The organism is Caldovatus aquaticus (assembly GCF_019458025.1).
Lineage (GTDB): Bacteria > Pseudomonadota > Alphaproteobacteria > Acetobacterales > Acetobacteraceae > Caldovatus > Caldovatus aquaticus.
The window spans coordinates 1-25,814 of sequence record NZ_JAHZUY010000027.1 but is presented as its reverse complement, the minus strand read 5'-3'; the positions used below and the strand labels follow the sequence as shown (position 1 = coordinate 25,814).

Annotated in this window: 21 protein-coding genes and 1 tRNA gene; 16 read left to right on the top strand and 6 right to left on the bottom strand. The window is 74.8% G+C overall.

Annotated elements, in window-relative coordinates:
• Positions 1 to 20: 20 nt before the first annotated feature.
• Complete coding sequence (locus K1J50_RS11065; protein WP_220117772.1) at positions 21 to 845, top strand: squalene/phytoene synthase family protein; 825 nt, start codon at positions 21 to 23, stop codon at positions 843 to 845.
• A 31-nt stretch (positions 846 to 876) separates the two neighbouring features.
• On the opposite strand, the gene uvrA is transcribed toward K1J50_RS11065, so the two are convergent.
• A complete protein-coding gene (gene uvrA, locus K1J50_RS11060) occupies positions 877 to 3,774 on the bottom strand; it encodes an excinuclease ABC subunit UvrA (protein WP_220117771.1) in 2,898 nt (965 codons plus the stop codon).
• 224 nt (positions 3,775 to 3,998) lie between these two features.
• On the opposite strand from uvrA, the gene ssb reads away from it, so the two are divergent.
• The 6 genes from ssb (at position 3,999) to K1J50_RS11030 (ending at position 9,402) form a co-directional block, all read left to right on the top strand.
• A complete protein-coding gene (gene ssb, locus K1J50_RS11055) occupies positions 3,999 to 4,511 on the top strand; it encodes a single-stranded DNA-binding protein (RefSeq protein WP_220117770.1) in 513 nt (170 codons plus the stop codon).
• Between the two features lie 64 nt (positions 4,512 to 4,575).
• A complete protein-coding gene (gene gyrA, locus K1J50_RS11050; protein ID WP_369413574.1) occupies positions 4,576 to 7,452 on the top strand; it encodes a DNA gyrase subunit A in 2,877 nt (958 codons plus the stop codon).
• A complete protein-coding gene (gene coaD, locus K1J50_RS11045) occupies positions 7,445 to 7,978 on the top strand; it encodes a pantetheine-phosphate adenylyltransferase (protein ID WP_220117769.1) in 534 nt (177 codons plus the stop codon). Before gyrA ends, coaD begins: the two co-directional genes overlap by 8 nt.
• A 1-nt stretch (position 7,979) precedes the next feature.
• Positions 7,980 to 8,579, top strand: a complete 600-nt coding sequence (locus tag K1J50_RS11040) for a peptidylprolyl isomerase (protein ID WP_220117768.1) — start codon at positions 7,980 to 7,982, stop codon at positions 8,577 to 8,579.
• 70 nt (positions 8,580 to 8,649) lie between these two features.
• Entirely contained in the window at positions 8,650 to 9,243 is a 594-nt protein-coding gene (locus K1J50_RS11035) for a peptidylprolyl isomerase (RefSeq protein WP_220117767.1), read from the top strand.
• Positions 9,244 to 9,329: 86 nt separating this feature from the next.
• Positions 9,330 to 9,402 (top strand) — tRNA-Lys (locus K1J50_RS11030).
• A 383-nt stretch (positions 9,403 to 9,785) separates the two neighbouring features.
• Here the strand turns inward: K1J50_RS11030 and K1J50_RS11025 are convergent.
• The 3 genes from K1J50_RS11025 to K1J50_RS11015 all read right to left on the bottom strand — a co-directional run bounded on the left by K1J50_RS11025 (position 9,786) and on the right by K1J50_RS11015 (position 14,086).
• Entirely contained in the window at positions 9,786 to 10,547 is a 762-nt protein-coding gene (locus tag K1J50_RS11025) for a sulfotransferase domain-containing protein (protein WP_220117766.1), read from the bottom strand.
• A gap of 151 nt (positions 10,548 to 10,698) precedes the next feature.
• Positions 10,699 to 11,187 (bottom strand): tellurite resistance TerB family protein, encoded by a 489-nt coding sequence (locus tag K1J50_RS11020; RefSeq protein ID WP_220117765.1) that lies wholly within the window; start codon positions 11,185 to 11,187, stop codon positions 10,699 to 10,701.
• Positions 11,188 to 11,266: 79 nt separating this feature from the next.
• Positions 11,267 to 14,086: an ATP-dependent DNA helicase gene (locus K1J50_RS11015; RefSeq protein WP_220117764.1), complete on the bottom strand. Its 2,820-nt coding sequence runs from the start codon at positions 14,084 to 14,086 to the stop codon at positions 11,267 to 11,269.
• Positions 14,087 to 14,252: 166 nt separating this feature from the next.
• On the opposite strand from K1J50_RS11015, the gene K1J50_RS11010 reads away from it, so the two are divergent.
• From K1J50_RS11010 to K1J50_RS10975, 8 genes are all read left to right on the top strand, one after another.
• Entirely contained in the window at positions 14,253 to 16,004 is a 1,752-nt protein-coding gene (locus K1J50_RS11010) for a lysine--tRNA ligase (RefSeq protein WP_220117763.1), read from the top strand.
• Positions 16,001 to 17,974 carry a lysylphosphatidylglycerol synthase domain-containing protein gene (locus K1J50_RS11005; RefSeq protein WP_220117762.1) on the top strand — a complete coding sequence of 658 codons (1,974 nt, stop codon included), beginning with the start codon at positions 16,001 to 16,003 and terminating at the stop codon, positions 17,972 to 17,974. Before K1J50_RS11010 ends, K1J50_RS11005 begins: the two co-directional genes overlap by 4 nt.
• A 91-nt stretch (positions 17,975 to 18,065) precedes the next feature.
• A complete protein-coding gene (locus tag K1J50_RS11000; RefSeq protein ID WP_220117761.1) occupies positions 18,066 to 19,373 on the top strand; it encodes a UDP-glucose dehydrogenase family protein in 1,308 nt (435 codons plus the stop codon).
• Positions 19,374 to 19,400: 27 nt separating this feature from the next.
• Positions 19,401 to 20,825 (top strand): phosphoglucomutase/phosphomannomutase PgmG, encoded by a 1,425-nt coding sequence (gene pgmG / locus K1J50_RS10995; protein ID WP_220117760.1) that lies wholly within the window; start codon positions 19,401 to 19,403, stop codon positions 20,823 to 20,825.
• A 113-nt stretch (positions 20,826 to 20,938) separates the two neighbouring features.
• The gene (locus K1J50_RS10990) at positions 20,939 to 21,478 is read left to right on the top strand and encodes a YcgN family cysteine cluster protein (RefSeq protein ID WP_408869370.1); all 540 of its coding nucleotides are present in this window, start codon (positions 20,939 to 20,941) and stop codon (positions 21,476 to 21,478) included.
• A 22-nt stretch (positions 21,479 to 21,500) separates the two neighbouring features.
• Positions 21,501 to 22,439: a dihydrodipicolinate synthase family protein gene (locus K1J50_RS10985; protein WP_220117758.1), complete on the top strand. Its 939-nt coding sequence runs from the start codon at positions 21,501 to 21,503 to the stop codon at positions 22,437 to 22,439.
• A complete protein-coding gene (locus K1J50_RS10980; RefSeq protein WP_304502911.1) occupies positions 22,436 to 22,774 on the top strand; it encodes a cupin domain-containing protein in 339 nt (112 codons plus the stop codon). Before K1J50_RS10985 ends, K1J50_RS10980 begins: the two co-directional genes overlap by 4 nt.
• A 339-nt stretch (positions 22,775 to 23,113) precedes the next feature.
• Positions 23,114 to 23,836: a M48 family metallopeptidase gene (locus K1J50_RS10975; protein ID WP_220117757.1), complete on the top strand. Its 723-nt coding sequence runs from the start codon at positions 23,114 to 23,116 to the stop codon at positions 23,834 to 23,836.
• 198 nt (positions 23,837 to 24,034) lie between these two features.
• Here K1J50_RS10975 and K1J50_RS10970 read toward each other — a convergent pair whose 3' ends face one another.
• Complete coding sequence (locus K1J50_RS10970) at positions 24,035 to 24,322, bottom strand: twin-arginine translocase TatA/TatE family subunit (RefSeq protein ID WP_220117756.1); 288 nt, start codon at positions 24,320 to 24,322, stop codon at positions 24,035 to 24,037.
• 262 nt (positions 24,323 to 24,584) lie between these two features.
• Positions 24,585 to 25,457, bottom strand: a complete 873-nt coding sequence (locus tag K1J50_RS10965; RefSeq protein ID WP_220117755.1) for a WD40/YVTN/BNR-like repeat-containing protein — start codon at positions 25,455 to 25,457, stop codon at positions 24,585 to 24,587.
• A 104-nt stretch (positions 25,458 to 25,561) separates the two neighbouring features.
• Between K1J50_RS10965 and K1J50_RS10960 the strand changes: the two genes are divergently transcribed.
• Complete coding sequence (locus K1J50_RS10960) at positions 25,562 to 25,726, top strand: transposase (RefSeq protein ID WP_220117754.1); 165 nt, start codon at positions 25,562 to 25,564, stop codon at positions 25,724 to 25,726.
• Positions 25,727 to 25,814: the final 88 nt, after the last annotated feature.

Below are 25,814 nucleotides of genomic sequence, written 5' to 3'. Positions count from 1 at the left end.
GCCGTCATGAGCGCCGGCGCATGGCCGCCCCCGCCCTCTCCCCGGTCGCTCGCCTCGCGCGCGCGCAGGACCCGGACCGCTTCCTCTGTGCGCTCTTCGCCCCGGCGGAGCGGCGCGAGGCGCTGTTCGCGCTGATCGCCTACAACGCCGAGCTGGCGCGGGTCCGCGCCGTGGCCGCGCGCCCGCTGGCGGCGCTGATCCGCCTGCAATGGTGGCGCGACACCGTGGCGGCGGCGGCCGCCGGCGCTCCCCCGCCGCGCCATGAGGTGGCGGTGCCGCTCGCCGTGGCGATCCGCGCCGGCGCGCTCGATGCCGCCGACCTCATCGCCCTCGCCGATGCGCGCGCGGCGGAGGCGGAGGAGGTCCCCTTCCCCACGCAGGAGTCGTTTCACGCCTATCTGCGCGGCACCGCCGGCCGCTTCGCGATCGCGGCGGGGCGGCTGCTCGGGGCGCCGGCCGAGGCGCTGCCCGGCCTCGAGGCACGCGGGGCGGCCTATGGCGCCGCGGGCGTGCTGCGCGCCGCGCCGGCCCTGGCGCGACAGGGGTGGTGCCTGCTGCCGGCCGATCTGCTCGCGGCCCATGGCCTGTCCGCCGAGGCGGCGGCGCGCGATCCCGCGGCGCCGGGATGGCGGGCGCTGGCGCGGGCGCTGCTCGACAGTCCCGCGCTGGCGCCGCCGCCGGCCGGGCGGGTGCCCGCCGCCTGGATCGCCGCGGCGCTGCCCGCGGTGCTGGCGCGGCGCGACGCGCGCCGCCTGCGGCGCGCCGGGCTCGCCGCCGCGCGGCCCGGCCGCGGGCTGGGGGATCGCCTCGCCGTCACCTGGGCGGCGCTGCGCGGACGGGCCTGACGCCCCGGCCCGCGCCGTCGGAGGGGCGCGCTCACGCGGCACCGACGCGCCGGCGGGTGCGGCGCGCCGCCGGCTCCTCCGCCGCGGCGATTGCGCGCCCGTGCCGGGCGAGGATCGGCGCGAGAAACCGCCCGGTGTGGCTGCCCGGTGTCGCCGCGACCTGCTCCGGCGTGCCCTCGGCCACGATCCGCCCGCCGCCGTCGCCGCCCTCCGGGCCGAGGTCGAGGATCCAGTCGGCGGTCTTGATGACCTCCAGGTTGTGCTCGATCACCACCACCGTATTGCCCTGCTCGACCAGCGCGTGCAGCACCTGGAGCAGCCGGCGCACGTCCTCGAAGTGCAGGCCCGTCGTCGGCTCGTCGAGGATGTAGAGGGTGCGCCCGGTGGCGCGGCGGGAGAGCTCCCTGGCGAGCTTGATGCGCTGCGCCTCGCCCCCCGAGAGGGTCGTGGCCTGCTGGCCGAGGTGGATGTAGCCGAGCCCGACCTCGGAGAGCACCTTGAGCTTGTCGCGGATCGCGGGAACGGCGGAGAAGAACTCCAGCGCCTCGTCCACCGTCATGTCGAGCACGTCGGCGATGGACCTGCCGCGGAACCGCACCTCCAGCGTCTCGCGGTTGTAGCGCCTGCCCTTGCAGGTGTCGCAGGTGACGTACACGTCGGGCAGGAAGTGCATCTCGATCTTCAGCACGCCGTCGCCCTGGCAGGCCTCGCAGCGCCCGCCCCTGACGTTGAAGCTGAAGCGGCCTGGCGCGTAGCCGCGGGCGCGGGCTTCGGGGAGCTCCGCGAACCAGTCGCGGATCGGCGTGAACAGCCCGGTGTAGGTCGCGGGGTTGGAGCGCGGGGTGCGGCCGATCGGCGACTGGTCTATGTCGATGATCTTGTCGAGGTGCTCGAGGCCCTCGATGCGCTCGTGCGGCGCCGGCACCTCGGCCGCGCCCATCAGGCGGCGCGCCGCGGCCTTGTAGAGCGTCTCCACCACCAGCGTGGACTTGCCGCCGCCGGAGACGCCGGTGACGCAGGTGAAGGTGCCGAGCGGGATCGCGGCGGTGAGGTTCTTGAGGTTGTTGCCGCGGGCGCCGACCACGCGCAGCAGGCGCCGGCGGTCCACCTTGCGGCGCTCGGGCGGGAGCTCGATGCGACGCGCGCCGGAGAGGTACTGGCCGGTGAGGCTCGCCGGGTTCGCCGCGACCTCCGCCGGCGTGCCCTGGGCGACGACGCGGCCGCCGTTCTTGCCGGCAAGCGGGCCGATGTCCACCAGGTGGTCGGCGGCGCGGATCGCCTCCTCGTCGTGCTCGACGACGAGCACGGTGTTGCCGAGGTCGCGCAGGCGCCGCAGCGTGCCGAGCAGCCGCTCGTTGTCGCGCTGGTGCAGGCCGATCGAGGGCTCGTCGAGCACGTAGAGCACGCCGGTGAGGCCCGAGCCGATCTGCGAGGCGAGGCGGATGCGCTGCGACTCGCCGCCCGAGAGCGTGGTCGAGGAGCGCGCGAGGGTGAGGTAGTCGAGCCCGACATCCACCAGGAACTGCAGCCGGTCGTTGATCTCGCGCAGGATGCGCCGCGCGATCTCCTGCCGCTGCGGCGTCAGCGTCTCGTACACCCCGGCGAACCACTCGCGCGCCCTGCGGATCGAGAGCTCCGACGCCTCGCCGATGTGCAGGCCGGCGACCTTCACGGCCAGCGCCTGCGGCCGCAGGCGGTAGCCGTGGCACGCCTCGCACGGCTTCTCCGCCTGGTAGCGGGCGAGGTCCTCGCGCACCCAGGGGTTGTCGGTCTCGCGGAAGCGGCGCTCGAGGTTCGGGATCACGCCCTCGAAGGGCTTCTTCACCTCGTAGGCGCGCAGCCCGTCCTTGTAGCGCAGCGTGACGACCTCCTCGCCGGTGCCGTGCAGGATGGCGTGGCGCACGTGCTGCGGCAGCTCGCCCCAGGGGGTGGTGGTCGCGACCCGGAAGTGGCGCGCGAGGCTCTCGAGCGTCTGGTCGTAGTAGGGCGACTGCGCGCCGGTCCAGGGCGCGATCGCGCCGTCCCTGAGGCTGAGCCGGTCGTCCGGCACCACCAGCATCGGGTCGAAGAAGGTCTGGGTGCCGAGGCCGTCGCAGGCCGGGCAGGCGCCCTGCGGCGAGTTGAAGCTGAACAGCCGCGGCTCGATCTCCTCGATGGTGAAGCCGGAGACCGGGCAGGCGAAGCGCGAGGAGAAGACGGTGCGCTCGCCGGTGTCGGCGTTCTCCGCGTAGGCCACGCCGTCGGCGAGGCCGAGCGCGGTCTCGAAGGAATCGGCGAGGCGGCTTGCGATGCCCTCGCGCACGACGATGCGGTCCACCACCACCTCGATGTCGTGCTTGAGCTTCTTGTCGAGCCGTGGCGCCTCGGTGAGCAGGTGGAGCGTGCCGTCCACCTTCACCCGCTCGAAGCCGCGGCGGAGGTATTCGGCGAATTCCTTGCGGAACTCGCCCTTCCTGCCGCGCGCCACCGGGGCGAGGATCAGGAGCCGCGTGCCCTCCGGCATCGCCAGCACGCGGTCCACCATCTGCGAGACGGTCTGCGCCTCGATCGGCAGCCCGGTGGCCGGCGAGTAGGGCACCCCGACGCGCGCCCAGAGCAGGCGCATGTAGTCGTGGATCTCGGTGACGGTGCCGACGGTCGAGCGCGGGTTGTGCGAGGTGGTCTTCTGCTCGATCGAGATCGCGGGCGACAGGCCCTCGATCGAGTCCACGTCCGGCTTCTGCATCAGCTGCAGGAACTGCCGGGCGTAGGCCGAGAGCGATTCGACGTAGCGCCGCTGGCCCTCGGCGTAGATGGTGTCGAAGGCGAGCGACGACTTGCCGGAGCCCGACAGCCCGGTGATCACCGTCAGCGTGCCGCGCGGGATGTCGAGGTCGAGGTTCTGGAGGTTGTGCTCGCGCGCGCCGCGGATGCGGATCATTCCGCTCATCGTGGGTCCATCGAGGGGGTTGGCGGCCCGGCGGACTCGGCCGGGTTCGCGTTGTGTTCCGGGCGATTTGGCACCATATTGGGGGTTGCGGGAAGGGGTTCCCGTGACCCGGACGGACCGGGCCCCGCCGCGTGGTGGCGAGGGGTCCCCCCGTCCAGGCTCAGGCTGGCCGCACGGCCCGCCCCGGGCTAGGGTCGTGGCGCGAGAGCAAGGAACCGTGCGGCATGGCCGGCAGCGTGAACAAGGTCATCCTGGTGGGCAATCTGGGGCGGGACCCGGAGGTGCGGAATACCCAGGGCGGGCAGAAGGTCGTCGAGCTGCGGGTCGCCACCTCGGAAACCTGGAACGACCGCCAGACCAACGAGCGCCAGGAACGGACCGAATGGCACCGCGTGGTGATCTGGAACGAGCGGCTCGGCGAGGTGGCGGAACGGTTCCTGCGCAAGGGCCGCAAGGTCTATCTCGAGGGTTCGTTGCAGACCCGCAAATACACCGACAAGGACGGCCAGGAGCGCTACGTGACCGAGGTCGTGCTGCAGCGCTTCCGGGGCGAGCTGGTGCTGCTCGACAGCCGCGCCGAGGGCGGCGGGGCCGAGGCGGGCGAGTACGAGCGCGGCGCCCCGGCCGGCGGCCCGTCCCGCGGCGGCTATGGCGGCGAGCGCGAGCGGGGCGGCCGGCAGGGCTGGGACCGGCCCGCCAAGGGCGGCTCCGATCTGGACGACGAGATCCCGTTCTGACATTCACCGGCCCGCCGGCGCCGCCCTCGCGCGGCGGGCCGCAGTTCTCGGCTAGGACGACAGCGTGAGCGACACCACCGCGGACGGCGGCGCGGCGCCGCCGCCTCCCGAGCGCCCGGAGGACACCGTCCCGGTCGCGCTCGAGGAGGAGATGCGCCGCTCCTACCTCGACTACGCCATGAGCGTGATCGTCGCGGGGCCCCGACCCGCCCCCCCCCGCCCGCCCGCCCCCCACGGCCTCAAGCCGGTGCACCGGCGCATCCTCTACGCGATGCATGAGGCGGGCTACACGCACGACAAGCCGCACCGCAAGTCGGCGCGCGTCGTCGGCGACGTGATGGGCAAGTACCACCCCCACGGCGACGCCTCGATCTACGACGCCATGGTGCGCATGGCGCAGCCCTTCTCGATGCGCGTCCCCCTGATCGACGGGCAGGGCAATTTCGGCTCGGTGGACGGCGACCCGCCGGCGCAGATGCGCTACACCGAGGTCCGCCTCGCCCGCGCCGCCACCGCGCTGCTCGAGGGCATCGACGAGGACACGGTCGATTTCCAGCCGAACTACGACGAGTCGGAGCAGGAGCCGCGGGTCCTGCCCGCCGCCTTCCCGAACCTCCTGGTCAACGGCGCCAACGGCATCGCGGTCGGGATGGCGACCAACATCCCGACCCACAATCCGGGCGAGGTGATCGACGCAACGCTCGCGCTGATCGCCGATCCGGCGACGCCGCTCGAGGCGCTGATGCGCCTCCTGCCGGGCCCCGACTTCCCGACCGGGGGCGTGATCCTCGGCCGGGCGGGAATCCGCGCCGCCTACGAGACCGGCCGCGGCTCGATCCCGCTCCGCGCCCGCGCCGAGATCGAGGAGCTGCGCGGCGGACGCGCCCAGATCGTCGTCACCGAGATCCCCTACCAGGTCAACAAGGCGACGCTGCTCGAGCGCATCGCCGAGCTGGTGCGCGGCAAGCAGATCGAGGGCATCTCCGACATCCGCGACGAGTCCGACCGCGAGGGCCTGCGCATCGTCATCGAGCTCAGGCGCGACGCGACGCCGGAAGTGGTGCTGAACCAGCTCTACCGGCTGACGCAGCTCCAGACCTCCTTCGCGGTGAACTTCCTCGCCCTCGACGGGGGCCAGCCGCGCCAGATGGGGCTGCGCGACGCCCTGCTCGCCTTCCTCCGCTTCCGCGAGGAGGTGATCCTCCGCCGCAGCCGCTTCCGCCTCGCCCGGGCGCGCGAGCGCGGCCACACGCTGATCGGCCTCGCCATCGCGGTGGCCAACATCGACGAGGTGATCCGCCTGATCCGCGAGAGCCCCGACGCCGCCGCCGCCCGCGCCGCGCTGATGGCGCGCGACTGGCCGGCCGGCGACGTCGGCGCGCTGCTCGACCTGGTGGACGACGCGCGCAACCGCATCGCCCCCGACGGTACGGTGCGCATGACCGAGGACCAGGCGAAGGCGATCCTCGAGCTGCGCCTGCAGCGGCTGACGGGCCTCGAGCGCGAGAAGATCGCCGCCGAGCTGCAGGAGGTCGCGGCGCGCATCCGCGAGCTGCTCGAGATCCTCGCCAGCCGGCCGCGGCGGATGGAGGTGATGCGCGAGGAGCTGCTCACCGTGCGCGCGCAGCTCGCGACGCCGCGCCTGACGCAGATCGTGGACGCGATCGCCGAGGTGGACGACGAGAGCCTGATCGAGCCGGGCATGATGGTCGTCACGCTGACGCGCGACGGCTACGTGAAGCGCACGCCGCTCGAGACCTTCCGCGCGCAGAACCGCGGCGGGCGCGGCCGCGCCGCCGCGGCGACGCGGGCGGACGACGTCGTGACCCGCTCCTTCATCGCCCACACCCACCAGTGGGTGCTGTTCTTCACCTCGCGCGGCATGGCCTTCCGCGAGAAGGTCTGGCAGCTCCCCGAGGCCGGGCCGCAGGGCAAGGGGCGCAGCCTGCGCCAGCTCCTGCCGCTGCAGGCGGAGGAGACCGTCACCGCCGTGCTGCCGCTGCCGCAGGACGAGGCGCTGTGGGAGAACCTGCACCTCGTCTTCGCCACCGCCCAGGGCAACGTCCGGCGCAACCGGCTCTCCGACTTCCGCAACGTCCGCGCCTCCGGGCTGATCGCGATGAAGCTCGAGGAGGGGGACACGCTGATCGGCGTCGCCACCTGCCGCGAGGGCGACGACATCCTGCTCGCCACGCGCAAGGGGCGCGCCCTCCGCTTCGTCGCCGAGGCCGATCAGCTCCGCGTCTTCGCCGGCCGCGATTCCTCGGGCGTGCGCGGCATCCGGCTCGCCCCGGGCGATGCGGTGATCGCGCTCGCCGTGCTGCGCCACGTCGAGGCCACGACCGGGGAGCGCGCCGCCTACCTCAGGGCCGCCGCCCAGAAGCGCCGCGCCGCGGGCACGGAGGACGCGGCCGCGGCGGAGGCGAACGGCAACGGCAATGGCGGGGCCATCGCCGCCGCCGCCGCCGAGGAGGGCGAGGAGGCGGCCGAGGCCGAGGTCACCCTGAGCCCCGAGCGCTTCGCCGAGCTGGAGGCCGCCGAGGAACAGATCCTCACCGTCACCGACGCCGGCTTCGGCAAGCGCAGCTCGGCCTACGACTACCGCGTCACCGGCCGCGGCGGCCAGGGCATCACCGGCATCGTCCTCACCCCCCGCACGGGGCGCGAGGTGGTCGCCACCTTCCCGGTCCGCCCGGGGGATGATGTGATGCTGGTCACGAGCGGGGGGCGCCTGATCCGCCTGCCTGTCGAGCAGGTGCGGATCACCGGCCGCCTGGCGATGGGCGTGATGCTGCTTCGACTGGACGAGGGGGAACGCGTGACGAGCTGCTTCCCGGTCGTGGACAACGACGCCGCGGCCGAACACGCCGAAGGCGCGCCGGCGCCGCCGCGGCAACCGGCACCGGCAGCGAGGCCGGAGCAGGGCGATTCCGATGCCTGAGCGTGGCGTCGGCCTCTATCCCGGCACCTTCGACCCGGTCACCAACGGCCATCTCGACATCATCGGCCGCGGCGCCCGGCTCTGCTCGCGCCTCGTCGTCGGCGTGGCGATCAACATCGGCAAGGGCCCGCTCTTCCCGCTCGAGGAGCGGGTCGAGCTGGTCAGGGCGGAGGTCGCGGCGATCGCCGAGCGCACCGGCACCGCGATCGAGGTGATCCCGTTCGAGGGCCTGCTGATCGAGTTCGCGCGCCAGATCGGGGCGCGGATGATCATCCGCGGCCTGCGCGCGGTGACCGATTTCGACTACGAGTTCCAGATGACCGGCATGAACCGCCGCCTCGATCCCGAGATCGAGACGGTGTTCCTGATGGCGAGCGAGACGAACCAGTTCATCTCCTCGCGCTTCGTCAAGGAGATCGCCCAGCTCGGCGGCGACATCTCGAGCTTCGTGCCGCGGCTGACGCTCGAACGCACCCTGGCCCGCGTGGGGCGCGCGCCGGCAGTCGGCCGGCCGGAAGGGGGCTGAGATGCCGCCGACGACGCACGGCATCGCCCGCCGCGATGTCCTGGCCGCCGGCGCGGCCCTCGCCGGGCTCGGCGCCGGCCGGGCCGCGGCGCAGCCCGCGGGCGCTCCAGCCGATCCCGAGAACACGCTGATCCTCGAGCTCAAGGACGGGCGGGTGACGATCGAGCTCCTGCCGCAGCTCGCGCCCCGCCATGTCGAGCGGATCAAGATCCTCGCGCGCCGCGGCTTCTACGACGGCACGCCGTTCCACCGGGTCATTCCCGGTTTCATGGCCCAGGGCGGCGACCCCACCGGCACCGGCACCGGCGGCTCCGACCTCCCCAACCTGCCGGCCGAGTTCTCCCCGCCCTCGCGCGCCCGCTTCCTGCGCGGCACCTGCGGCATGGCGCGCACCGCCGACCCGAACAGCGCCAACAGCCAGTTCTTCATCATGTTCGCCCCGGCGCCCCACCTCGACGGCCAGTACACGATCTGGGGCCGGGTGGTGGCGGGGATGGAGGCGGTGGACCGCATCAAGCCGGGCGATCCCGCCCGCGGCGGCTTGGTGAGCAACCCGGACCGCATCCGCAGCATGAAGGTCGCGGCGGACATCCGGGGCTGACGGGGGATCGCCCGTTCGCGGCCGCCCGCCCCCTTCTCCGGCCGGCACAGTTTAAGGAGCGCACAGCGCGATGAGCGACGATCAGGACAGGTCCCCCGCCCCGGCCGAGCCCGGCGCCACCAGCCCCGCCCCCGCCGAAACCGCGCCGGCCGAGGCCGCCGCGACACGGGACGCGGCGAACGAGAACCGGCTGATCCTCGAGCTCAAGGACGGGCGGGTGACGATCGAGCTCCTGCCCGATCTCGCTCCCCTGCATGTCGAGCGGATCAAGACCCTCGCGCGCCGCGGCTTCTACGACGGCACGCCGTTCCACCGGGTGATCGAGGGCTTCATGGCCCAGGGTGGCGACCCCACCGGCACCGGCACCGGCGGCTCCGATCTCCCCAACCTGCCGGCCGAGTTCTCCCCGCCCGCCAAGGCGCGCTTCGTTCGCGGCACCTGCGGCATGGCGCGCACGGCCGACCCGAACAGTGCCAACAGCCAGTTCTTCATCATGTTCGCCCCGGCGCCCCACCTCGACGGCCAGTACACGATCTGGGGGCGCGTTGTTGCCGGCATGGAGGTGATGGACCGCGTCAAGCGCGGCGCCGGCGCGCACGGCCAGGCGCGCGATCCGGACCGCATCCAGCGCGCCGTCCTCCTCGCCGACGCGCAGGAAGGCTGACGGGGCGCGGGCGCGGAGGGAGGGCGGCCGCGGCAGCACGCCGGGCTTGACAGCCCCTCTCCCGCGGCGCTCTTGCCCTGGCCGAGGTGCCCGTAGCTCAGTCGGTAGAGCACGAGACTTTTAATCTTGGGGTCGTGGGTTCGAGTCCCACCGGGCACATGCGGGCGTCGCAGCTGCATCCGGTGCCGGATCGCCGGGCCGCGAAGGCACGGCGGGCCGCCCCATCCCGGACGCCGGGTTCCGGCCGTCCGCGCCGGGACGGCCCCTGCCCTCTTCCTCCCCGTTCCGGAGCCGGCTCCGCTCCGCCCAGCTCGCAGCGGCGGCTCCCGGTCATGCCCGCGGAGCCGGCCGACGCTCCCGGCCGCCTCCGGCCGTCCGAAGGGGGCAGCCATCCCCTGCCGGGGCGTGCCCAGGGCCGTCAGCGGCCGGGATCACGGCAGCCCGGGGGCGTGCGCCGCGTCCCGCGCGTCCGAGGCGGCACAAGGCCGAGGCGCGGACCACCGGGCCGTCCCGTCATTCCCGTCCCGCGGCGAGTCGGCGGGTCAGCCGGGCACGCCGGAGCCGCCTGCCGCGGAGCCGGCCGCGGCGGCCTCCTCCCCGCCGTAGCCGAAGGCCCGGCAGTACTCCGCTGTCGCGGCCAGCACCTCCGCCGCCGCCTCGGGCGCCAGCGCCTCGCGGTGCTTGCCGACGCGCCCGTCGCCGACATGCCGCGCATGCCAGAGCGTCGCCGGATCGTGCCGCCGCGGATCGGGCCCGGCGCCATAGACGCCCGCCTGCTCCAGCGCAGCGACCGTCGCGCGCACCCGCTCCGGCGTGAGGCCGGCGGCGATCTGCGCGCAGGACGCCTCGGACACGGCCAGTCCCAGGAAGGCGGCAAGGCGCGCGACCGTGCCGTCCGCCGCCGTGAAGCGGTCCTCGTAGCGAAGCACCAGCACGCGCGGCTGGGCGAGCAGCAGCACCAGGTGGCGCGCGCTTTCCGCGACGGCGCGCGCGCAGTCCGGCACCGGTTCGCCGAACCGCTGCGCCATCGAGACCACGGCGTCGCGCGGATCGCGCACCGAGACCACCATCGGCGCCCCGTAGAGCGCCCCGAGCAGCCGCAGCGAGCGGTCCGGCCGGTGCGCCTTCACCACCAGCGGCGCGCCGACGCGCGTGAATTCCGGGAGGTCGCGCAGGCTGTCCGCGTAGAACCCCGGGATCTCGCCTCGTCCCGTGGCCTGCGCGAGCAGGCCCCGCACCGCGTTGAAGACCCAGGTCGAGCCGCTGCCATACTGCCCGGCGCAGAGCGTCAGGCGGGGTGCCAACGCCCTTGGTCCTCCCCGCGTCGGCGCCTCCCCGCCGGCCGACCGTGCCGCCGCCATGCCCGCAGCATGCATGCCGGGGCGGCCCCCGCAAGCACCGGGCGAACCGGCGCCCCCATTCCCCGCGCAGGCCGCCTCGTCCGGACGCGGCGCCTCAGATCACCTGGTAGCGCGCCCGTGCCGCCCGTTCGATCGCGCCGGCCACCAGCCGGTCGAGATCGAGCGCGATCCGCAGGTCCTGCAGGAAGCGCAATTCCTCCTGCGTCGCGTCGCCGTCGGCGGCCGCCACCTCGCAGGCGAGCAGGTAGGCGGTCTCGCGCAGCCGCGCCGGCAGCGCCTCGCGGATCATGGTGCAGGCGCGGTCGAGCCCGTCGGTCTCGTCGAGCAGGCGCAGCACCGTCTCGGTGACGACCTCGATCTCGGCCGCGTTGAAGTCGGCGAAGACCGGCAGCTCCTGCACCATCCGCGCCATCATGGCGAGTTCGGCGTCCGACATGCTGCGGTCCGAGGCGGCCATCAGCACCATGGCGCAGATCAGCGCCTCCTGCGCGTTGAAGCGCCGGACCGTCCTGCCGGCGGCGCCGTCCTCCTCGCGGCGGCCGGCATCGGAGCGGTCGGCGGGAGCCAGGCTGGCGGAGCGCATGGCGGAATCTCCTTCCTTGTTGTCCTCGCGCCGCCCGCCCCAGGGGTCAACCGGGCACCGTTCACGCCTGTGACAGCGGTCACGGCCGGGACAGGAAGGCGCGCGTCTCCGCCACCGCCTCCCGCAGCCCGACCCGGCGCGCCACCACCCCCGCCGGCAGTCCGGCGAGCAGGCGCGAGGGGCAGGAGCGGTCGAGCAGCACGAACACACCGCGGTCGTCGGCGCGCCGGATCAGCCGCCCGAAGGCCTGGCGCAGCCGGTGCCGCGCCAGGGCGTCGTCGTACTCCTTCGGCCGTCCCTCGGAGAGATGCGTCCGCCGCTCGCGGTGCAGGATCGAGGGCCGCGGCCAGGGCACCCGGTCGAACACCAGCAGCCGGAGCGAGCGGCCCGGCACGTCCACCCCGTCGCGCATCGCGTCGGTCCCGAGCAGGCAGCTCTCCTCCTCGGCGCGGAAGACGTCCACCAGGGTCGCGTTGTCCATCGCGTCCACGTGCTGGGCATAGAGGGGGATGCCCGCCTCGGCCAGCGCCGGGGCGATGCGCGCATGGATCTCGCGCAGCCTGCGGATCGCCGTGAACAGGCCGAGCGCACCGCCCCCGGCGGCGAGGAACAGCGCACGGAACGCCGCCGCCACCTGCCCGGGATCGTCGCGGGCGACGTCGGTGACGACGAAGGCCCGGGTCCGCGCCGCGTAGTCGAAGGGCGAGGGCACCGCGGCGCGGATCGCCGGCAGCGGCAGGTGGACGGCGCCGGTGCGCGCCTCCGCCGCGTGCCAGGCGGCCTCCGGGTCCTCCTCCTCGCCGCCGGCGCGGTCGCGCAGGGTGGCCGAGGTGATCAGCAGCCCGTGCGCCGGCGCCGCCACCGCCGTCGCGAAGGGCACCGTCGGGTCGAGCCAGCGCCGGTGGAGCCCCGCGTCCACGTCCCGCCCGTCGCGCCGCTCCAGCGCCAGCCAGTCCACGAAGTCCGGCCGCTCCCCCGCCGCGCGCGGCGGCCCGGCGAGCGCCCCGAGCATCGCCGTCCAGGCGGCGAGCGGGGCGAGGGCGCGGCGCTCCAGCGCGCGGCACTGCGCCTCGATGCGCAGGCGCTCGCCGAGCTCCAGCTCCTCCGCCTCGTCCTCGAGCCGCGCCGCCAGCCGCTCGCGCAGCGCCGCGAGCGACCCGCGGATCCGCTCCAGCGCGCGCCCGAGCGCCTCCGCGGCCTCGGCCAGCCCCTCGCCGAGCGGGTGGAGGTCGCATTCGAGGTCGTACATCCCCTCGTCCGCCGCCGCGCGCGCCAGCACCTGGCGCCGCACCCGGCGCAGGAACGCCTCCGTTGGGTTGCGCCGCTCCGCGCCCGCGCCGTCCGCCCGGTCCTCGGCGAGGCGCGTCATCCAGCCCGGCCCCGGCAGGGCGCGCGCCGCCTCGAGCGCGGCCTCGAGCGGGGCGAGCAGGTCCGGCCGCTCGCCGATGAGCTCCTCCAGCCGCCGGCGCAGCCCGCGGGCGCGGCTGCGCGCGCCGCCCTCCGCGCCGAGCAGCCAGCGGCGCAGCTCCGCCGTCTCGGCCCCGGTCAGCGCCGCGGAGAAGGCGGCGTCGGCGGCGTCGAACAGGTGGTGCCCCTCGTCGAACACCAGCCGGATCGGCCGTCCGTCCTCGCCGCCACCGAACGCCGCCTGCACCATCACCAGCGCGTGGTTCGCCACCACGATGCGCGCCGAGCGGGCGCGGCGGATCGAGTGCTCGACGAAGCACTTCTTGTAGTGTGCGCAGGCGGAATGGATGCACTCCCCGCGCCGGTCGGCGAGCGGGGCGATCGCCGCCGGCCCGAACAGCTCGGCGAGCCAGCCCGGGAAGTCGCCGCCCATCAGGTCGCCGTCGCGCGTCGCCAGCGCCCAGCGCGCCACCAGCGCCAGCGGCACGACCAGGCCGGCGAGCATCGCCTGCCCCAGCATCTCCTCCATGTTGAGGAGGCAGAGGTAGTTCTCCCGCCCCTTGCGCACGACGACGAGGCGTCGCCGCTCCTCCGGGTCGGGGTAGAGCCGGGCGAGTTCCTGCTCGATCTGGCGCTGCAGGTTGCGCGTGTAGGTCGCGATCCAGACCGGCGCGCCGTTCTTCTCCGCCCAGAGGCTCGCCGGCGCGACGTAGCCGAGCGTCTTGCCCGTCCCGGTGCCGGCCTCGGCGAGCACCACATGCGGCGCGCCGCGCTGCTCGCGCGGCGCGAAGGCGGCCGCGGCGGCGGAGGCGTAGTCCGCCTGCTGTGGCCGCTGCTCCGCCGCCTCGCCGAGGATCGCCGCAAGGCGCGCGCGCGCCTCCGCCGGCGTCACCGGATGCGAGGCGGCGGGCATGGGCGGCGCCGTGTCCTGCCATTCCGGCAGGCGGCGCCAGACCCGGAAGGCGTCGAAGGAGGGGTTCGCGCGCGGCCTGCCGAGCGCGGCGAGCACCGCCTCCGCCCACGGCCAGTTCGCCGCCTCCCGCATCCGCGCGGCGAGCGCCGCCGCGTCGCGGTTGAGCGGCCGTTCGCGCCCGGCGGCGAGGCGGCGCAGCAGCGCCGCCGCCATCTCCGGCAGCAGCGCCGCGGCGGCCTCGTCGTTGCGCGGCGGGTCCATCCCGAGCGCGATCGCGAGGCCGCGCGGCGTGGGCGCGGCGGCGCGCGCGGGCAGGCAGAAGGCGAACAGCTCCAGGAGGTCGTAGGCCGCGGGAAAGGGCGGCAGCCCGAGCCGGCGCGCGGTGGCCGGCGCGTGCACCAGCAGCGGCGGCGGCAGCTCGCGCAGCCGCGCCGCCAGCCGCTCCGCCGCCAGCGTCGCGATCTCGCCGTCCGGCGTCAGCAGCGTGGCGCGCCCCCCGCCGCCCGCCACCAGTGCCGGCACCAGCGGCAGGGCGAGGCGCGGCGGAATCGCGGAGGCGGCAGGCGCGGCAGGCGACATCGGCTCATTCTAGGGGCGGAGACGCGCCCGCCGATACCACCCCCCGCCCGGCGGGCGCACCGCCCCGCACGCGCGGTCCGGCCGCAGTCGCCACGCCGGGGTCGCGCGCCCCCACCGCCGCCCCTATAACGCGGGCCCGAACCCGCGCTCCCCGACAGCGACCCCGATGCCGGACGACACCCCGCCGCCGCCCGACCTCTCCGCCGTCAAGGCCTGGCCTTTCGACGAGGCGGCCAAGGTCGCCGAGCGCCTGAGGACCTCCGGCAAGGGCGAGGCGCTGTTCGAGACCGGCTACGGCCCCTCCGGCCTGCCGCACATCGGCACCTTCGGCGAGGTCGCGCGCACCACCTGGGTGCGCCGCGCCTTCGCGCGACTGATGCCAGGGCGGGCGAGCCGCCTGATCGCCTTCAGCGACGACATGGACGCGCTGCGCAAGGTCCCGGACAACGTGCCGAACCGGGAGATGCTGGCGCGCCACCTCGGCAGGCCGCTGACCGCCATCCCCGACCCCTTCGGCACGCACGAGAGCTTCGGCGCGCACAACAACGCGCGGCTGCGCGCCTTCCTCGACGCCTTCGGCTTCGAATACGAGTTCGCCTCCGCGACCGAGTACTACCGCTCGGGCCGCTTCGACGCCGCGCTCCGGCGCATGCTCGAGGTGCACGACGAGGTCCGCGCCGTGATCCTGCCGACCCTCGGGCCGGAGCGGCGCGCCACCTACTCGCCCTTCCTCCCCATCCACCCGCGGACCGGCGTGGTGATGCAGGTGGCGGTGGAGGAGACGCGCCCGGCGGAGGGCACCATCGTCTGGCGCGACCCCGAGACCGGCGAGCGCTTCGAGACCCCGGTCACGGGCGGGGCCTGCAAGGCGCAGTGGAAGGCTGACTGGGCGCTGCGCTGGTACGCGCTCGGCGTGGACTACGAGATGTCGGGCAAGGACCTGATCGACTCGGTCCGCCTCTCCTCGCGGATCTGCCGCATCCTCGGGGCCGAGCCGCCGATCAGCTTCACCTACGAGCTGTTCCTCGACGAGCACGGGCAGAAGATCAGCAAGTCCAAGGGCAACGGGCTGACCATCGAGGAATGGCTGCGCTACGCCCCGCCGGAGAGCCTCGGCTACTTCATGTACCAGGCGCCGCAGCGGGCCAAGCGGCTCTATTTCGACGTGATCCCGCGCACGGTGGACGAATACCTGGCGCGGCTCGAGGAGGCTGCGCGCGAGGCGCGCACCCTCGCCGAGCGCCGGCGCGCGACCGGCCTCGCCGACCTCGAGGCCCTGGTGCGGGCCGACCCGCTGGCGCGGGCGGCGCGCGACCGGCTGTGGTCCAACCCGGTGTGGCACGTCCTCGGCGGCGAGGTGCCGGAGAGCGTCGCCACCGTGCCCTTCTCGATGCTGCTCAACCTGGTCTCGGCGCTGGGCAGCGACGAGCCGGAGCACCTGCTCCGCTACGTCGAGCGCTACCGGGGCCGCCCCCTGACGCAGGACGAGCCGGCGGAGGGCGCGCTGCTCAGGCGGCTGTGCGAGCACGCGATCAACTACTACAAGGACTTCGTCGAGCCCAACAAGCGCCACCGCGCCCCGACCGCGGCGGAGCGCGCCGCGCTCGAGGCGCTGCTGCACGCGCTGCGCGAGCGCGTCGGCGACCTCGAGGCGCTGCCGTTCGAGGAGCGCGCCCGGGCGATCCAGGACCTCGTCTACGACGCCGGCCGGCGCGAGCCCTTCCTCGAGCGCACCAAGGACGGCCGCATCGGCGTCTCGCGGGCTTGGTTCGACGCCCTCTACCAGGTGCTGCTCGGCCAGCCGGAAGGGCCGCGCTTCGGCGCCTTCGTCGCGCTCTACGGCATCCCCGGCACCATCGGCCTGATCGAAGCGGCCCTCGCCCGCGGCAGCGCGAAGGAGGAGGCCGCCCCGGCGTGAGCCGCGCCTGGCCCCTGCTCCGCGCCTACGGGCCGACGGTCTTCGGCCTCGCCCTGCTGGTCGGCGCGATCTATGTCCTCCAGCGCGAGTTCCGCGGCCTCTCGGTGGCCGAGATCGGCGCAGCGCTGCGCGCCATCCCGCCCGCCTCGCTCTGGCTCGCCGCCGGCTGGACCGTCGCCGCCTACCTGCTGCTCACGGTCTACGACCGGCTCGGCTCGATCTACGCCGGACATCCGGTGGACTACGCGCGCACCTCGCTCGCCTCCTTCTGCGCCTACACGCTCGCGCACAACATCGGCTTCGCCGCCGTCTCGGGCGCCGCCGTGCGCTATCGCTTCTACGCCGCCTGGGGCCTCTCGCCGCTCGAGATCGCCAAGGTCGTCGCCTTCACCTCGCTCACCTTCGGCCTCGGCGGGTTCGCGCTCGGCGGCGCGGTGCTGATGTTCGAGCCCGAGATGGTGCCCTGGGTCGGCGACGCCGCCTCGCACTGGGTCGTCCGCGCCTTCGCCCTGCTGCTCTGGGCGGTCGTCGTCGCCTACGTCACCCTCGCGCGCTTCGTGCCCCACCTCAATCTGTTCGGCCACCGGATCGACCTGCCCGGCTTCCGCATGGCGATCGCGCAGACCGCGCTCGCCAGCACCGAGGTCGCGGTGACGGCGGCGATCTTCTACACCCTGCTGCCGCCCGCCCCGGACCTCACCTTCCTCAAGTTCCTCGGCGTCTACGTCGCCGCCCTGACCGCGGGGCTCCTCGCCCACGTCCCCGGCGGCATCGGCGTCTTCGACGGCACCATGCTGCTCGGGCTGCAGCCCTATCTCGGCACCGCCCAGCTGGTCGGGGCGCTGCTGCTGTTCCGCCTCTACTACTACATCGTCCCGCTGTTCCTCGCCGGCGCGCTGTTCGCCGCCTTCGAGCTGTCGCAGCGCCGCGCCGCCCTGGCGCGGATCACCGCCGCGGTGGGCGGCGGGGCACCGTTCGAGGTGCCGGCGCTCGCCTCGCTGGTCGGCCTCGGCGGCACGGTGCTGCTCTTCATCGGCGCCCTGCCGACCGGGGGGTCCGACATCGAGGCCTGGGGCGGGCGGGCGGCGGCGCTCGCCTCGCACTTCGCCGCCTCCGTCGTCGGCAGCCTGCTGCTCGTGATGGGCTACGGCCTGATGCGCCGGCTGCGCATCGCCTGGGCGGCGGCGCTGGCGCTGCTGCTGCTCGGCGCGCTGATCACCGGGCTGCGCGGCGACACCTGGTGGGTCTGGGGCGCCTTCCTCCTCGTCGCCGGGCTGCTCGCCGCGGTGCGCGGCGCCTTCTACCGCGACGCGCGCCTGCTCGCCGAGCCGCTCAGCGGCGAGACGCTGTTCGCCCTCGGCGCGGTCGCCGGCTGCGCCATCGTCCTCGCCCTGGTGGCCTATGGCGGGCGCGTCGCCGGCGAGAGCTGGTGGGGCGTGGTGCTCTCGCCCGACGCCCCGGATTCGCTCCGCTTCACCGTCGGCCTCGCCGCCGTGCTTCTGCTCGTCGCCCTCGCCCGCCTGCTGCGCCCGGCGCGCTTCGGCCCGGTCCCGTACGACGCCGAGACGCGCCGCCGCCTCGCCGCCCTCGGCGCGCTCGCCCCGGCGGAGGCGGACGGCGCGGTGTTCGGCGAGCAGGGCCGCGCCGGCTTCGCCTTCCTCAAGCGCGAGGGCGTCTGGCTCGGTCTCGGCGACCCGATGGGCGAGGAGCGCGACCGCATCTCCGCGATCTGGCGCTTCCGCGACATCTGCGAGCGCGCCGGCGTGGACCCCGCCTTCTGGCGGGTCGGGCCTGAGCTGCTGCGCGTCTATGCCGACATCGGCCTGACCGCCTTCCCGATCCTGACGCCGGAGGCCCGCGGCCTGCGCTATCTCGCCTGCCGCGCCGAACGCGACCTCGAGCGCCTGCGCGCGCTGTTGCCCGAGGAGCCGGGCCAGGCGGCGCGCGCCCCCGCCAGGGCGACGGCCTGACGGGGCAGGCGCCATGGAGCTCCTCCCCGGGAAATGTCTTGTCGGCCCCGCGCGGGCCACGCATCACGCGATCGGAAGGGAGTGACGGCGGATGCGCATCGCGATGGTGGGAGCCGGCTATGTCGGCCTGGTCTCGGGCGCGTGCTTCGCGGAATTCGGGGTCGAGGTGCGCGTCGTGGACACGGACGCCGCCCGGATCGCCGCGCTGCGCGAGGGCCGCGTGCCGATCTACGAGCCGGGCCTCGATCGCCTGGTCGCCGACAACCTGCGCGACGGCCGGCTCTCCTTCACCACCGACCTCGCCGCCGCGGTGGCCGGCGCGGATGCGGTCTTCCTCGCCGTCGGCACCCCGAGCCGGCGCGGCGACGGCCACGCCGACCTCAGCTACGTCTTCGCCGCCGCCGAGCAGGTGGCGCGCGCCGCCGAAGGCCCGCTGGTGCTGGTCACCAAGTCCACCGTCCCGGTCGGCACCGGCCGGCGCGTGCAGGAGCTGGTGCGCCGCCTCCGCCCCGAGCTCGACATCGCCGTCGCCTCCAACCCGGAGTTCCTGCGCGAGGGGAGCGCCATCGCCGACTTCATGCGCCCCGACCGCGTGGTGATCGGCACCGATTCGGAGCGCGCGCGCGAGGTGCTGCGCCGCCTCTACCGCCCGCTCTACCTGATCGAGACGCCGATCGTCGCCACCTCGATCGAGACCGCGGAGCTGATCAAGTACGCCGCCAACGCCTTCCTCGCGATGAAGATCACCTTCATCAACGAGATGGCCGATCTCTGCGAGAAGGCCGGCGCGGACGTGCACGACGTGGCGCGCGGCATCGGCCTCGACGGCCGCATCGGCCGCAAGTTCCTCCACCCCGGCCCGGGCTACGGCGGCAGCTGCTTCCCCAAGGACACGCTCGCCCTCGCCCGCACCGCGCAGGACCTCGGCGCCCCCTCGCGCCTGATCGAGACTACCATCGCCGTCAACGAGGCGCGCAAGGCGCGCATGGCGGAGCGCGTCATCGCCGCCTGCGGCGGCTCGGTCGCGGGCAGGCTGGTCGCCGTCCTCGGCCTCACCTTCAAGCCCGAGACCGACGACATGCGCGACGCCCCCTCCCTCGCCGTCGTCCCGCGCCTCGTCGAGGCGGGCGCGCGCCTGCGCGCCTTCGACCCCGCCGGGATGGAGAACGCGCGCGCGCTGCTGCCCGCCGCCGTCGAATACGCCGCCGGCGCGCTGGAGGCGGCGGAAGGCGCCGACGCGCTGGTGCTGCTGACCGAATGGAACGAGTTCCGGGCGCTCTCGCCCGCCCGGCTCCGCGCGGCGATGCGCGGCGACGTCGTGCTCGACCTGCGCAACGTCTGGGACCCGGCGGCGATGCGCGAGGCCGGGTTCCGCTACCACTCCATCGGCCGCCCCTGACGGGCCAGTTCGCGGAGAACCTGCCGGATGACCGCCTTCCGCCACCGCTTCGACCCGACCGTGCTGCGCGAGTACGACATCCGCGGCGTCGTCGGGAAGACGCTGAAGCCCGAGGACGCCTTCGCCATCGGCCGCTGCTTCGGCTCGGTCGTCGTGCGCGAGCGCGGCACCGGCGGCCGCGTCGCGGTCGGCTACGACGGCCGGCTCTCCTCGCCCGACCTCGAGCCGCAGCTGGTCGCCGGCCTGCGCGCCTGCGGGCTCGCGGTGCTGCGCATCGGCCTCGGGCCGACGCCGATGCTCTACTACGCGGCCCACGCGCTCGGCACCGACGGCGCGGTGATGGTCACCGGCAGCCACAACCCGCCGGACTACAACGGCTTCAAGATGATGCTGGGCAAGAAGCCGTTCTTCGGCGCGCAGATCCGGGAGATCGGCCGCATGGCGGCGGAGGGCGACGTGGTCCCCGTCTCCGCCGAGGGCTCCGACGCGCGCGTGGACATCGCCGAGGAGTACGTCGCCCGCCTGCTCCGCGACTACGACGGCGGCGAGGGCAGGCGGCTGCGCGTCGTCTGGGACCCGGGCAACGGCGCCGCGGGCGAGGTGCTGAAGCGCCTCGTCGCACGCCTCCCCGGCGAGCACTTCGTCATCAATGCCGCGGTGGACGGCACCTTCCCCAACCATCACCCCGACCCCACCGTGCCGCGCAACCTCGCCCAGCTCATCGCCGAGGTGGCCCGCGAGAAGGCCGATCTCGGCGTCGCCTTCGACGGCGACGCCGACCGCATCGGCCTGGTGGACGACCAGGGCGAGATCCTGTTCGGCGACCAGATGATGGTGATCCTCGCGCGCGACGTGCTGCGCGAGCACCCCGGCGCCACCGTCATCGCCGACGTCAAGGCGAGCCAGGTGCTGTTCGACGAGATCGCGAAGGCCGGCGGCAAGCCGCTGATGTGGAAGACCGGCCACTCGCTGATCAAGGCGAAGATGGCCAAGACCGGCGCCCCCCTCGCCGGCGAGATGTCGGGCCACATCTTCTTCGCCGACCGCTGGTACGGCTTCGACGACGCGCTCTACGCCGCCGTGCGCCTGCTCGGCGTGATCGCCCGCGCCGACCGCCCGCTCTCGGCGATCCGCGCCGCGCTGCCGAGGGTGGTCAACACGCCGGAGCTGCGCTTCGACTGCCCGGAGGAGCGCAAATTCGCGATCGTGCAGGAGGTGAAGGACCGGCTCGCCGCGGCCGGCGCCCGCGTGGTGGACGTGGACGGCGTGCGCGTCCTCACCGAGGACGGCTGGTGGCTGCTGCGCGCCTCCAACACCCAGGCCGTGCTGGTCGCGCGCGCCGAGGCGCGGACGCCGGAGGGGCTGGAGCGGCTGAAGGCCGAGATCGCGCGCCAGCTCCTGGCGAGCGGCCTGCAGCCGCCCGACTTCTCGGGCGAGAACGCGGGGCACTGAGCGCCGGGGGCGCCTCCGGCGCTCCGCGGCCGCCTTGCGCCGTCCCCGCTGGCCGGTAGAGTGCGCCCGTGCCCGTCCCGGTCCCGTTCTGGCGCGCCAAGACCCTCGCGGCGATGACCCGCGCCGAGTGGGAATCGCTGTGCGACGGCTGCGGCCGCTGCTGCCTGCACAAGCTGCGCGACGAGGAGACGGACGCCCTCGCCTTCACCGAGGTCGCCTGCCGCCTGCTCGACATCGCGAGCTGCCGCTGCGCCGACTACGAGCGCCGGCGCCGCTGGGTGCCGGACTGCGTGAAGCTGACGCCGCGGCGCGTCGCGGCGGCGGACTGGCTGCCGCCGACCTGCGCCTACCGGCTGCTCGCGGAGGGCAAGGACCTCCCCTGGTGGCACCCGCTCGTCTCCGGCGACCCGGAGACGGTGCACAGGGCGGGAGTGTCGGTGCGCGGTCGCGCGGTGCGCGAGCGCGACGCCGGCGCCTTCGAGGATCATGTGGCCGCCTGGCCCGGCCGCTGGCCCCGGCGCGCCGGCCCGCCGCCGCCCGCGCTGCCGCGGCCGCGAGCGGCCGGGGCGGGGCCGCGCACGGTGGTGCGGCGCGTGCCGGCGGCCGCCGCCGCGCGTGCACCGGGGCGCGGCGCCAGGAACGGAACGGCATAGCAACGGAGCAGCGAGGCCCCCCATGCAGGACGCCTTCTTCGGCGGCATCAACGCCGCCGTCCTCACCCCCATGCACCCGGACCTCTCGCCGGACCTCGAGCGCATGGCGGCGCATTGCCGCTGGCTGCTCGCCAACGGCTGCAACGGCCTCGGCGTGCTCGGCACCACCGGAGAGGCGAACTCCTTCGGCCTGCACGAGCGCAAGGCGATCCTCGAGGGCCTGGTCGCGCGCGGCATCCCGGCCGGCGCGCTGCTGCCCGGCACCGGCTGCGCCGCGCTCACCGACAGCGTGGAACTGACGCGCCACGCCGCCGCCCTGGGCTGCCGCGGCGTCCTCGTCCTGCCGCCCTTCTACTACAAGAACCCGAGCGACGACGGCCTGTTCGCCTATTTCTCCGAACTGGTGAACCGCACCGGCGGCACGCCGCGGATCTACCTCTACAACTTCCCGCAGCAGAGCGCGGTGCCGTTCTCGCTGGCACTGATCGAGCGCCTTCTCAAGGCCTTCCCCGGCGTGATCAAGGGCGTGAAGGACAGCTCCGGCAACTACGCCAACATGAAGGCGATGATCGACGCCTTCGCCCGGGACGGCTTCGAGGTCTATTCCGGCAGCGACGAGTTCGTGCAGCGCATCCTCGGCGACGGCGGCGCCGGCTGCATCACCGCGGCCGCCAACATCAACGCCCGCTTCGGCGCGATCGTCTGCGCCAAGCGCACCGGACCCGAGGCCGACGCCGCGCAGGCGGTGCTGAACGCCTCGCGCAAGGCCGCGACCAGCGTGCCGCTGATCCCCGGCCTGCGCGAGATCATGGCGCGCAGCACCGGGGATGCCGGCTGGCGCACCATCCGTCCGCCGCACCTGCCGCTCACGCGCGAGCAGGCGGAGGCGGTGTGGGCGGCGCAGCAGGCGGCGGGCGTGCTGCCGCTGCCCGGCCTCGCCCCGGCGCAGGCGGCCGAATGAGCGCGGGCAGCAGCGGGCCGGGGCGGGAGCCGCTGCGCTGCCGCCCGCCCGCGATCTGCACCGTGCAGCACGACGATGCGCATGTGCGCGTCTCGCGCTGGGACTTCGCGCCGGGCGCGGAAACCGGCTGGCACCGCCACGGCCTCGCCTATGTCGTCGTGCCGGTCACCGACGGCACGCTCCTCCTCGAGCTGCCGGGCGGCGGGACGGCGACCGCCGCCCTCGCGGCCGGCGTCAGCTACGCCCGCGACGCCGGCGTGGAGCACAACGTCATCAACGCCGGCGCCGAGGCCCTCAGCTTCGTCGAGATCGAGCTGAAGCACCTGCCGGGCTAGGGCCGCTTTCGCCCGGCCGTGCCCCCTGCAGCGGCCCTGGCTCGTTGTCCGCCGAGGTGAATCGCGCTTCCGGCTGTCTCCAGCCGCCCGCGATCGGCTCTCGGCAGGAGCGGCATGGCCCCGCAGGCCGCGCCGCCGGCCGCCGCGGCCCCCGCCGGAGAGGGCCAGCCGCCCGGGGGGACCCGCCGCTTCGCGGACAGCGGGAGCCCGCGGATCGCCCCGGGCGGCAGGCCAGCCGTCCGGCGGCGGGGGGCGGGCCCCGGCCACTCATCACACCGTTTCGCAGCAGTCCGTGTCAAGCCATTGAACAGGAAGCGGCCGGCAGGCCATGTTGGCGCCATGGACCCGACGACCCAGCCCGAAACCGTCGCGCTGCCCCTCCGGGCCTCCTCTCCGCCGGTGCAATGCCTGGTGCGCTGGCGGCGGTCGCCGCGCGCGCGCCGCGTCTCGCTGCGCATAGATCCGCGTGCCGGCGCGGTGGTGGTGACCCTGCCGCCGCGCGCCGGCCGTCGGGCGGGCATGGCGCTGCTGACCGCGCACGCCGCCTGGGTGATGGAGCGCCTCGCCGCGCTGTCGCCGCCCATCCCCTTCGCGCCCGGGGCCGCGGTCCCGCTCGGCGGCATTCCCCACGTGATCCGCCACGCTCCCGAGCTGCGCGGCGGGGTGGTGCTGGCGGCCGGCGAGATCCTGGTTTCCGGCGAGCCGGAATTCCTCGCCCGGCGGGTCTCGGACTTCCTGCGGCGCGAGGCGCGGCGGCGGATCGGCACGCTGGTCGCGGGCCACGCCGCGGCGCTCCGGGTGAAGCCCAAGGCGATCCGGCTGAAGGACACCCGCAGCCGCTGGGGAAGCTGCGCGCCGGACGGCACGCTGGCCTTCTCCTGGCGCCTCGTGATGGCGCCCGACTGGGTGCTGGACTACGTCGTGGCGCACGAGGTGGCCCACCTGCGCGAGATGAACCACTCGCCACGCTTCTGGGCCGAGGTCGAGAAGCTGACACCGCACCGCGACGCCGCGGTGGAGTGGCTGCGGAACCACGGACCGGGACTGCTGCGGGTCGGCTGAGGGGCGGCCCCAGCCCCTCCGGCCTGCTCGCGGGCGCAGGATGCCCGGCGCCCGCCGCCTCACCTGCAGGCGCGACGCGCACCGGGCGGCACGGCCCTGACCGCCGCTACCGGGAGGGGAAGCCGGCGGCCGCTGCGGAGGGCCGTGCCGGGTCCCGCCCTGCCGAGCCCTCGCGGGAGCCGCGGCGACCGGCCCGCCTCAGGCGGCGGGGCGGCTGGTCTCCGCCGAGCCCGCCGCGGCGGTGGACGGCGGCGCGGACGGGGCGGCGCCGGCCGTGGACGGCCCGGTGATCGAGCCGGCAGGCTGAGCCGTGGTGGTGGCCTGCGCCTCCATCGAGGCGTCGGCCTCGTCGCTCATGTTCTTCTTGAACGATTTGATGCCCTTGGCGAGATCGCCCATCAGGCTGCTGATCTTCCCGCTGCCGCCGAACAGCAGCAGGACGACCGCCAGCACGACCAACCAATGCCAGATGCTGAAGGAACCCATCGTCTCCGCCTCGATCCCTGCGCGCCCGCCTCGCGGCGGCGGCGCCCGTCCCGGTGGTGTCCGGCACCGACACTAGTGTCCCGGCCCCGGCTGCGCAAATCGGCAGATGGCCCTTTCCGCGGCGCGAGGCAATGGGGGCCGGAAGGCCCCGTGCGCCCCCACGCCGACACCCCGGCGCATCGCCCGGCGAGACCGCTGCCCGGGGAACGGCCAGCGCCGCCGGCAGCCGGAAGCGCGCCGGAGGGCGGGGCGCCGCCCGCGCTCACCCCACCGCCAGCGCGTAGACCATTCCGGCGTTTCCGGGCAGCCGCGTCTCGCGCCAGCTCTCCCCGCCGTCGAGCGTGCCGAACACCTGCCCCTTGCGCGCGGCGCCGAACACCATCGCGGGGTCGCGCGGATGCGGCGCCACCGCCATCATCGTGCTTCGCACCGCGTGCCCGTGGTTGAAGCGCGCCCAGCTCCGCCCGAGGTCGCGCGAGCGCACGATCGAGCCGGTCGCCCCGTTCGCCGAGGTGCTGAGGCAGGCGTAGAGCGTGCGCGGGTCGTGCGGGCTGACGCGGATGTCGCGCCCGTAGGTGACCGGCGAGAACCGCCCGACCTCCAAGTCGCGCCACGTCTCCGCCCGGTCCTCGCTGCGGAACAGCCCCATCCGCACCGCGAGCAGCACCGCGCGCGGATCGGCCGGGCTGACGCAGAGCGCATGCGCGTCCAGCATCCCCTCGCTCGGCGAGGCGGTAAGGATCGCGCTCCTCAGGTGCGGCGCGCGCTCGCTCCTGGCGATCAGGTCGGCGCTGCAGTCGGTCCAGGTCTCGCCGCCGTCGAGGCTGCGGATCACGCCGCAGACCTCGAGCGCGGCGTAGATCTCGTCCTGATGCGCCGGGTCCACGGCGATGCGCATCACCCGGTTGACGAACTGCCCCATCTCCATGCGGTCCGGCATGACGGAGCTCGGCGCGAAGCGCCAGGTCGCGCCGGCGTCGTCGCTGCGCCAGACGCCGACCGGCGAGGTGCCGGCGAGCAGGGTGCGCGGCCGCGTCGGATGCACCGTCACCGCCCAGACCTGCACCGGGGCGTCGCCCGGGCCGATGCGCTCCCAGCGGTCCCCGCCGAGGCGCAGGCGGAAGAGGCCGGTCACCGAGTCGTCGGCGACTATACCCGCAGTGCCCCGCTAGGGTCTGTACCCAATTGCCGTGGGAACGGTGCGGTGATTCGCCCTGCCCAACGGCGGGGGGATGGACCGTGTCGCGCCTGTTCGGGCTGAGCGACGTGCCGTGGGCGGCGAGCGAGCCGCATCCGGCGATGGTCCACACCGGGCCGCGGCGCGTGGACGACCGGCGGGGGATCGGCGGCATCGTGCACCGGCTGCGCGAAGGCTGCCGCTGGCGTGCCCTGCCGCCGGAATAGGGGCCATACGCCACCGTCTTCAACCGTTGGAACCGCTGGAGCCAACGCGGGCTCTGGCAGCGCATCCTCGCCGCCCTCGTCGCCTGCG

Excerpts from the sequence above, each read along its gene's own strand:
- K1J50_RS10990 (WP_408869370.1), top strand. The coding sequence starts at position 20,939 with ATGACCCGCGCCGAGTGGGAATCGCTGTGCGACGGCTGCGGCCGCTGC.
- uvrA (WP_220117771.1), bottom strand. The coding sequence starts at position 3,774 with ATGAGCGGAATGATCCGCATCCGCGGCGCGCGCGAGCACAACCTCCAG.
- ssb (WP_220117770.1), top strand. The coding sequence starts at position 3,999 with ATGGCCGGCAGCGTGAACAAGGTCATCCTGGTGGGCAATCTGGGGCGG.
- K1J50_RS10985 (WP_220117758.1), top strand. The coding sequence starts at position 21,501 with ATGCAGGACGCCTTCTTCGGCGGCATCAACGCCGCCGTCCTCACCCCC.
- K1J50_RS11040 (WP_220117768.1), top strand. The coding sequence starts at position 7,980 with ATGCCGCCGACGACGCACGGCATCGCCCGCCGCGATGTCCTGGCCGCC.
- pgmG (WP_220117760.1), top strand. The coding sequence starts at position 19,401 with ATGACCGCCTTCCGCCACCGCTTCGACCCGACCGTGCTGCGCGAGTAC.
- K1J50_RS10970 (WP_220117756.1), bottom strand. The coding sequence starts at position 24,322 with ATGGGTTCCTTCAGCATCTGGCATTGGTTGGTCGTGCTGGCGGTCGTC.
- K1J50_RS10980 (WP_304502911.1), top strand. The coding sequence starts at position 22,436 with ATGAGCGCGGGCAGCAGCGGGCCGGGGCGGGAGCCGCTGCGCTGCCGC.
- K1J50_RS11015 (WP_220117764.1), bottom strand. The coding sequence starts at position 14,086 with ATGTCGCCTGCCGCGCCTGCCGCCTCCGCGATTCCGCCGCGCCTCGCC.
- K1J50_RS10975 (WP_220117757.1), top strand. The coding sequence starts at position 23,114 with ATGGACCCGACGACCCAGCCCGAAACCGTCGCGCTGCCCCTCCGGGCC.
- K1J50_RS11065 (WP_220117772.1), top strand. The coding sequence starts at position 21 with ATGGCCGCCCCCGCCCTCTCCCCGGTCGCTCGCCTCGCGCGCGCGCAG.
- K1J50_RS11010 (WP_220117763.1), top strand. The coding sequence starts at position 14,253 with ATGCCGGACGACACCCCGCCGCCGCCCGACCTCTCCGCCGTCAAGGCC.
- K1J50_RS11000 (WP_220117761.1), top strand. The coding sequence starts at position 18,066 with ATGCGCATCGCGATGGTGGGAGCCGGCTATGTCGGCCTGGTCTCGGGC.
- K1J50_RS11020 (WP_220117765.1), bottom strand. The coding sequence starts at position 11,187 with ATGCGCTCCGCCAGCCTGGCTCCCGCCGACCGCTCCGATGCCGGCCGC.
- coaD (WP_220117769.1), top strand. The coding sequence starts at position 7,445 with ATGCCTGAGCGTGGCGTCGGCCTCTATCCCGGCACCTTCGACCCGGTC.
- K1J50_RS11035 (WP_220117767.1), top strand. The coding sequence starts at position 8,650 with ATGAGCGACGATCAGGACAGGTCCCCCGCCCCGGCCGAGCCCGGCGCC.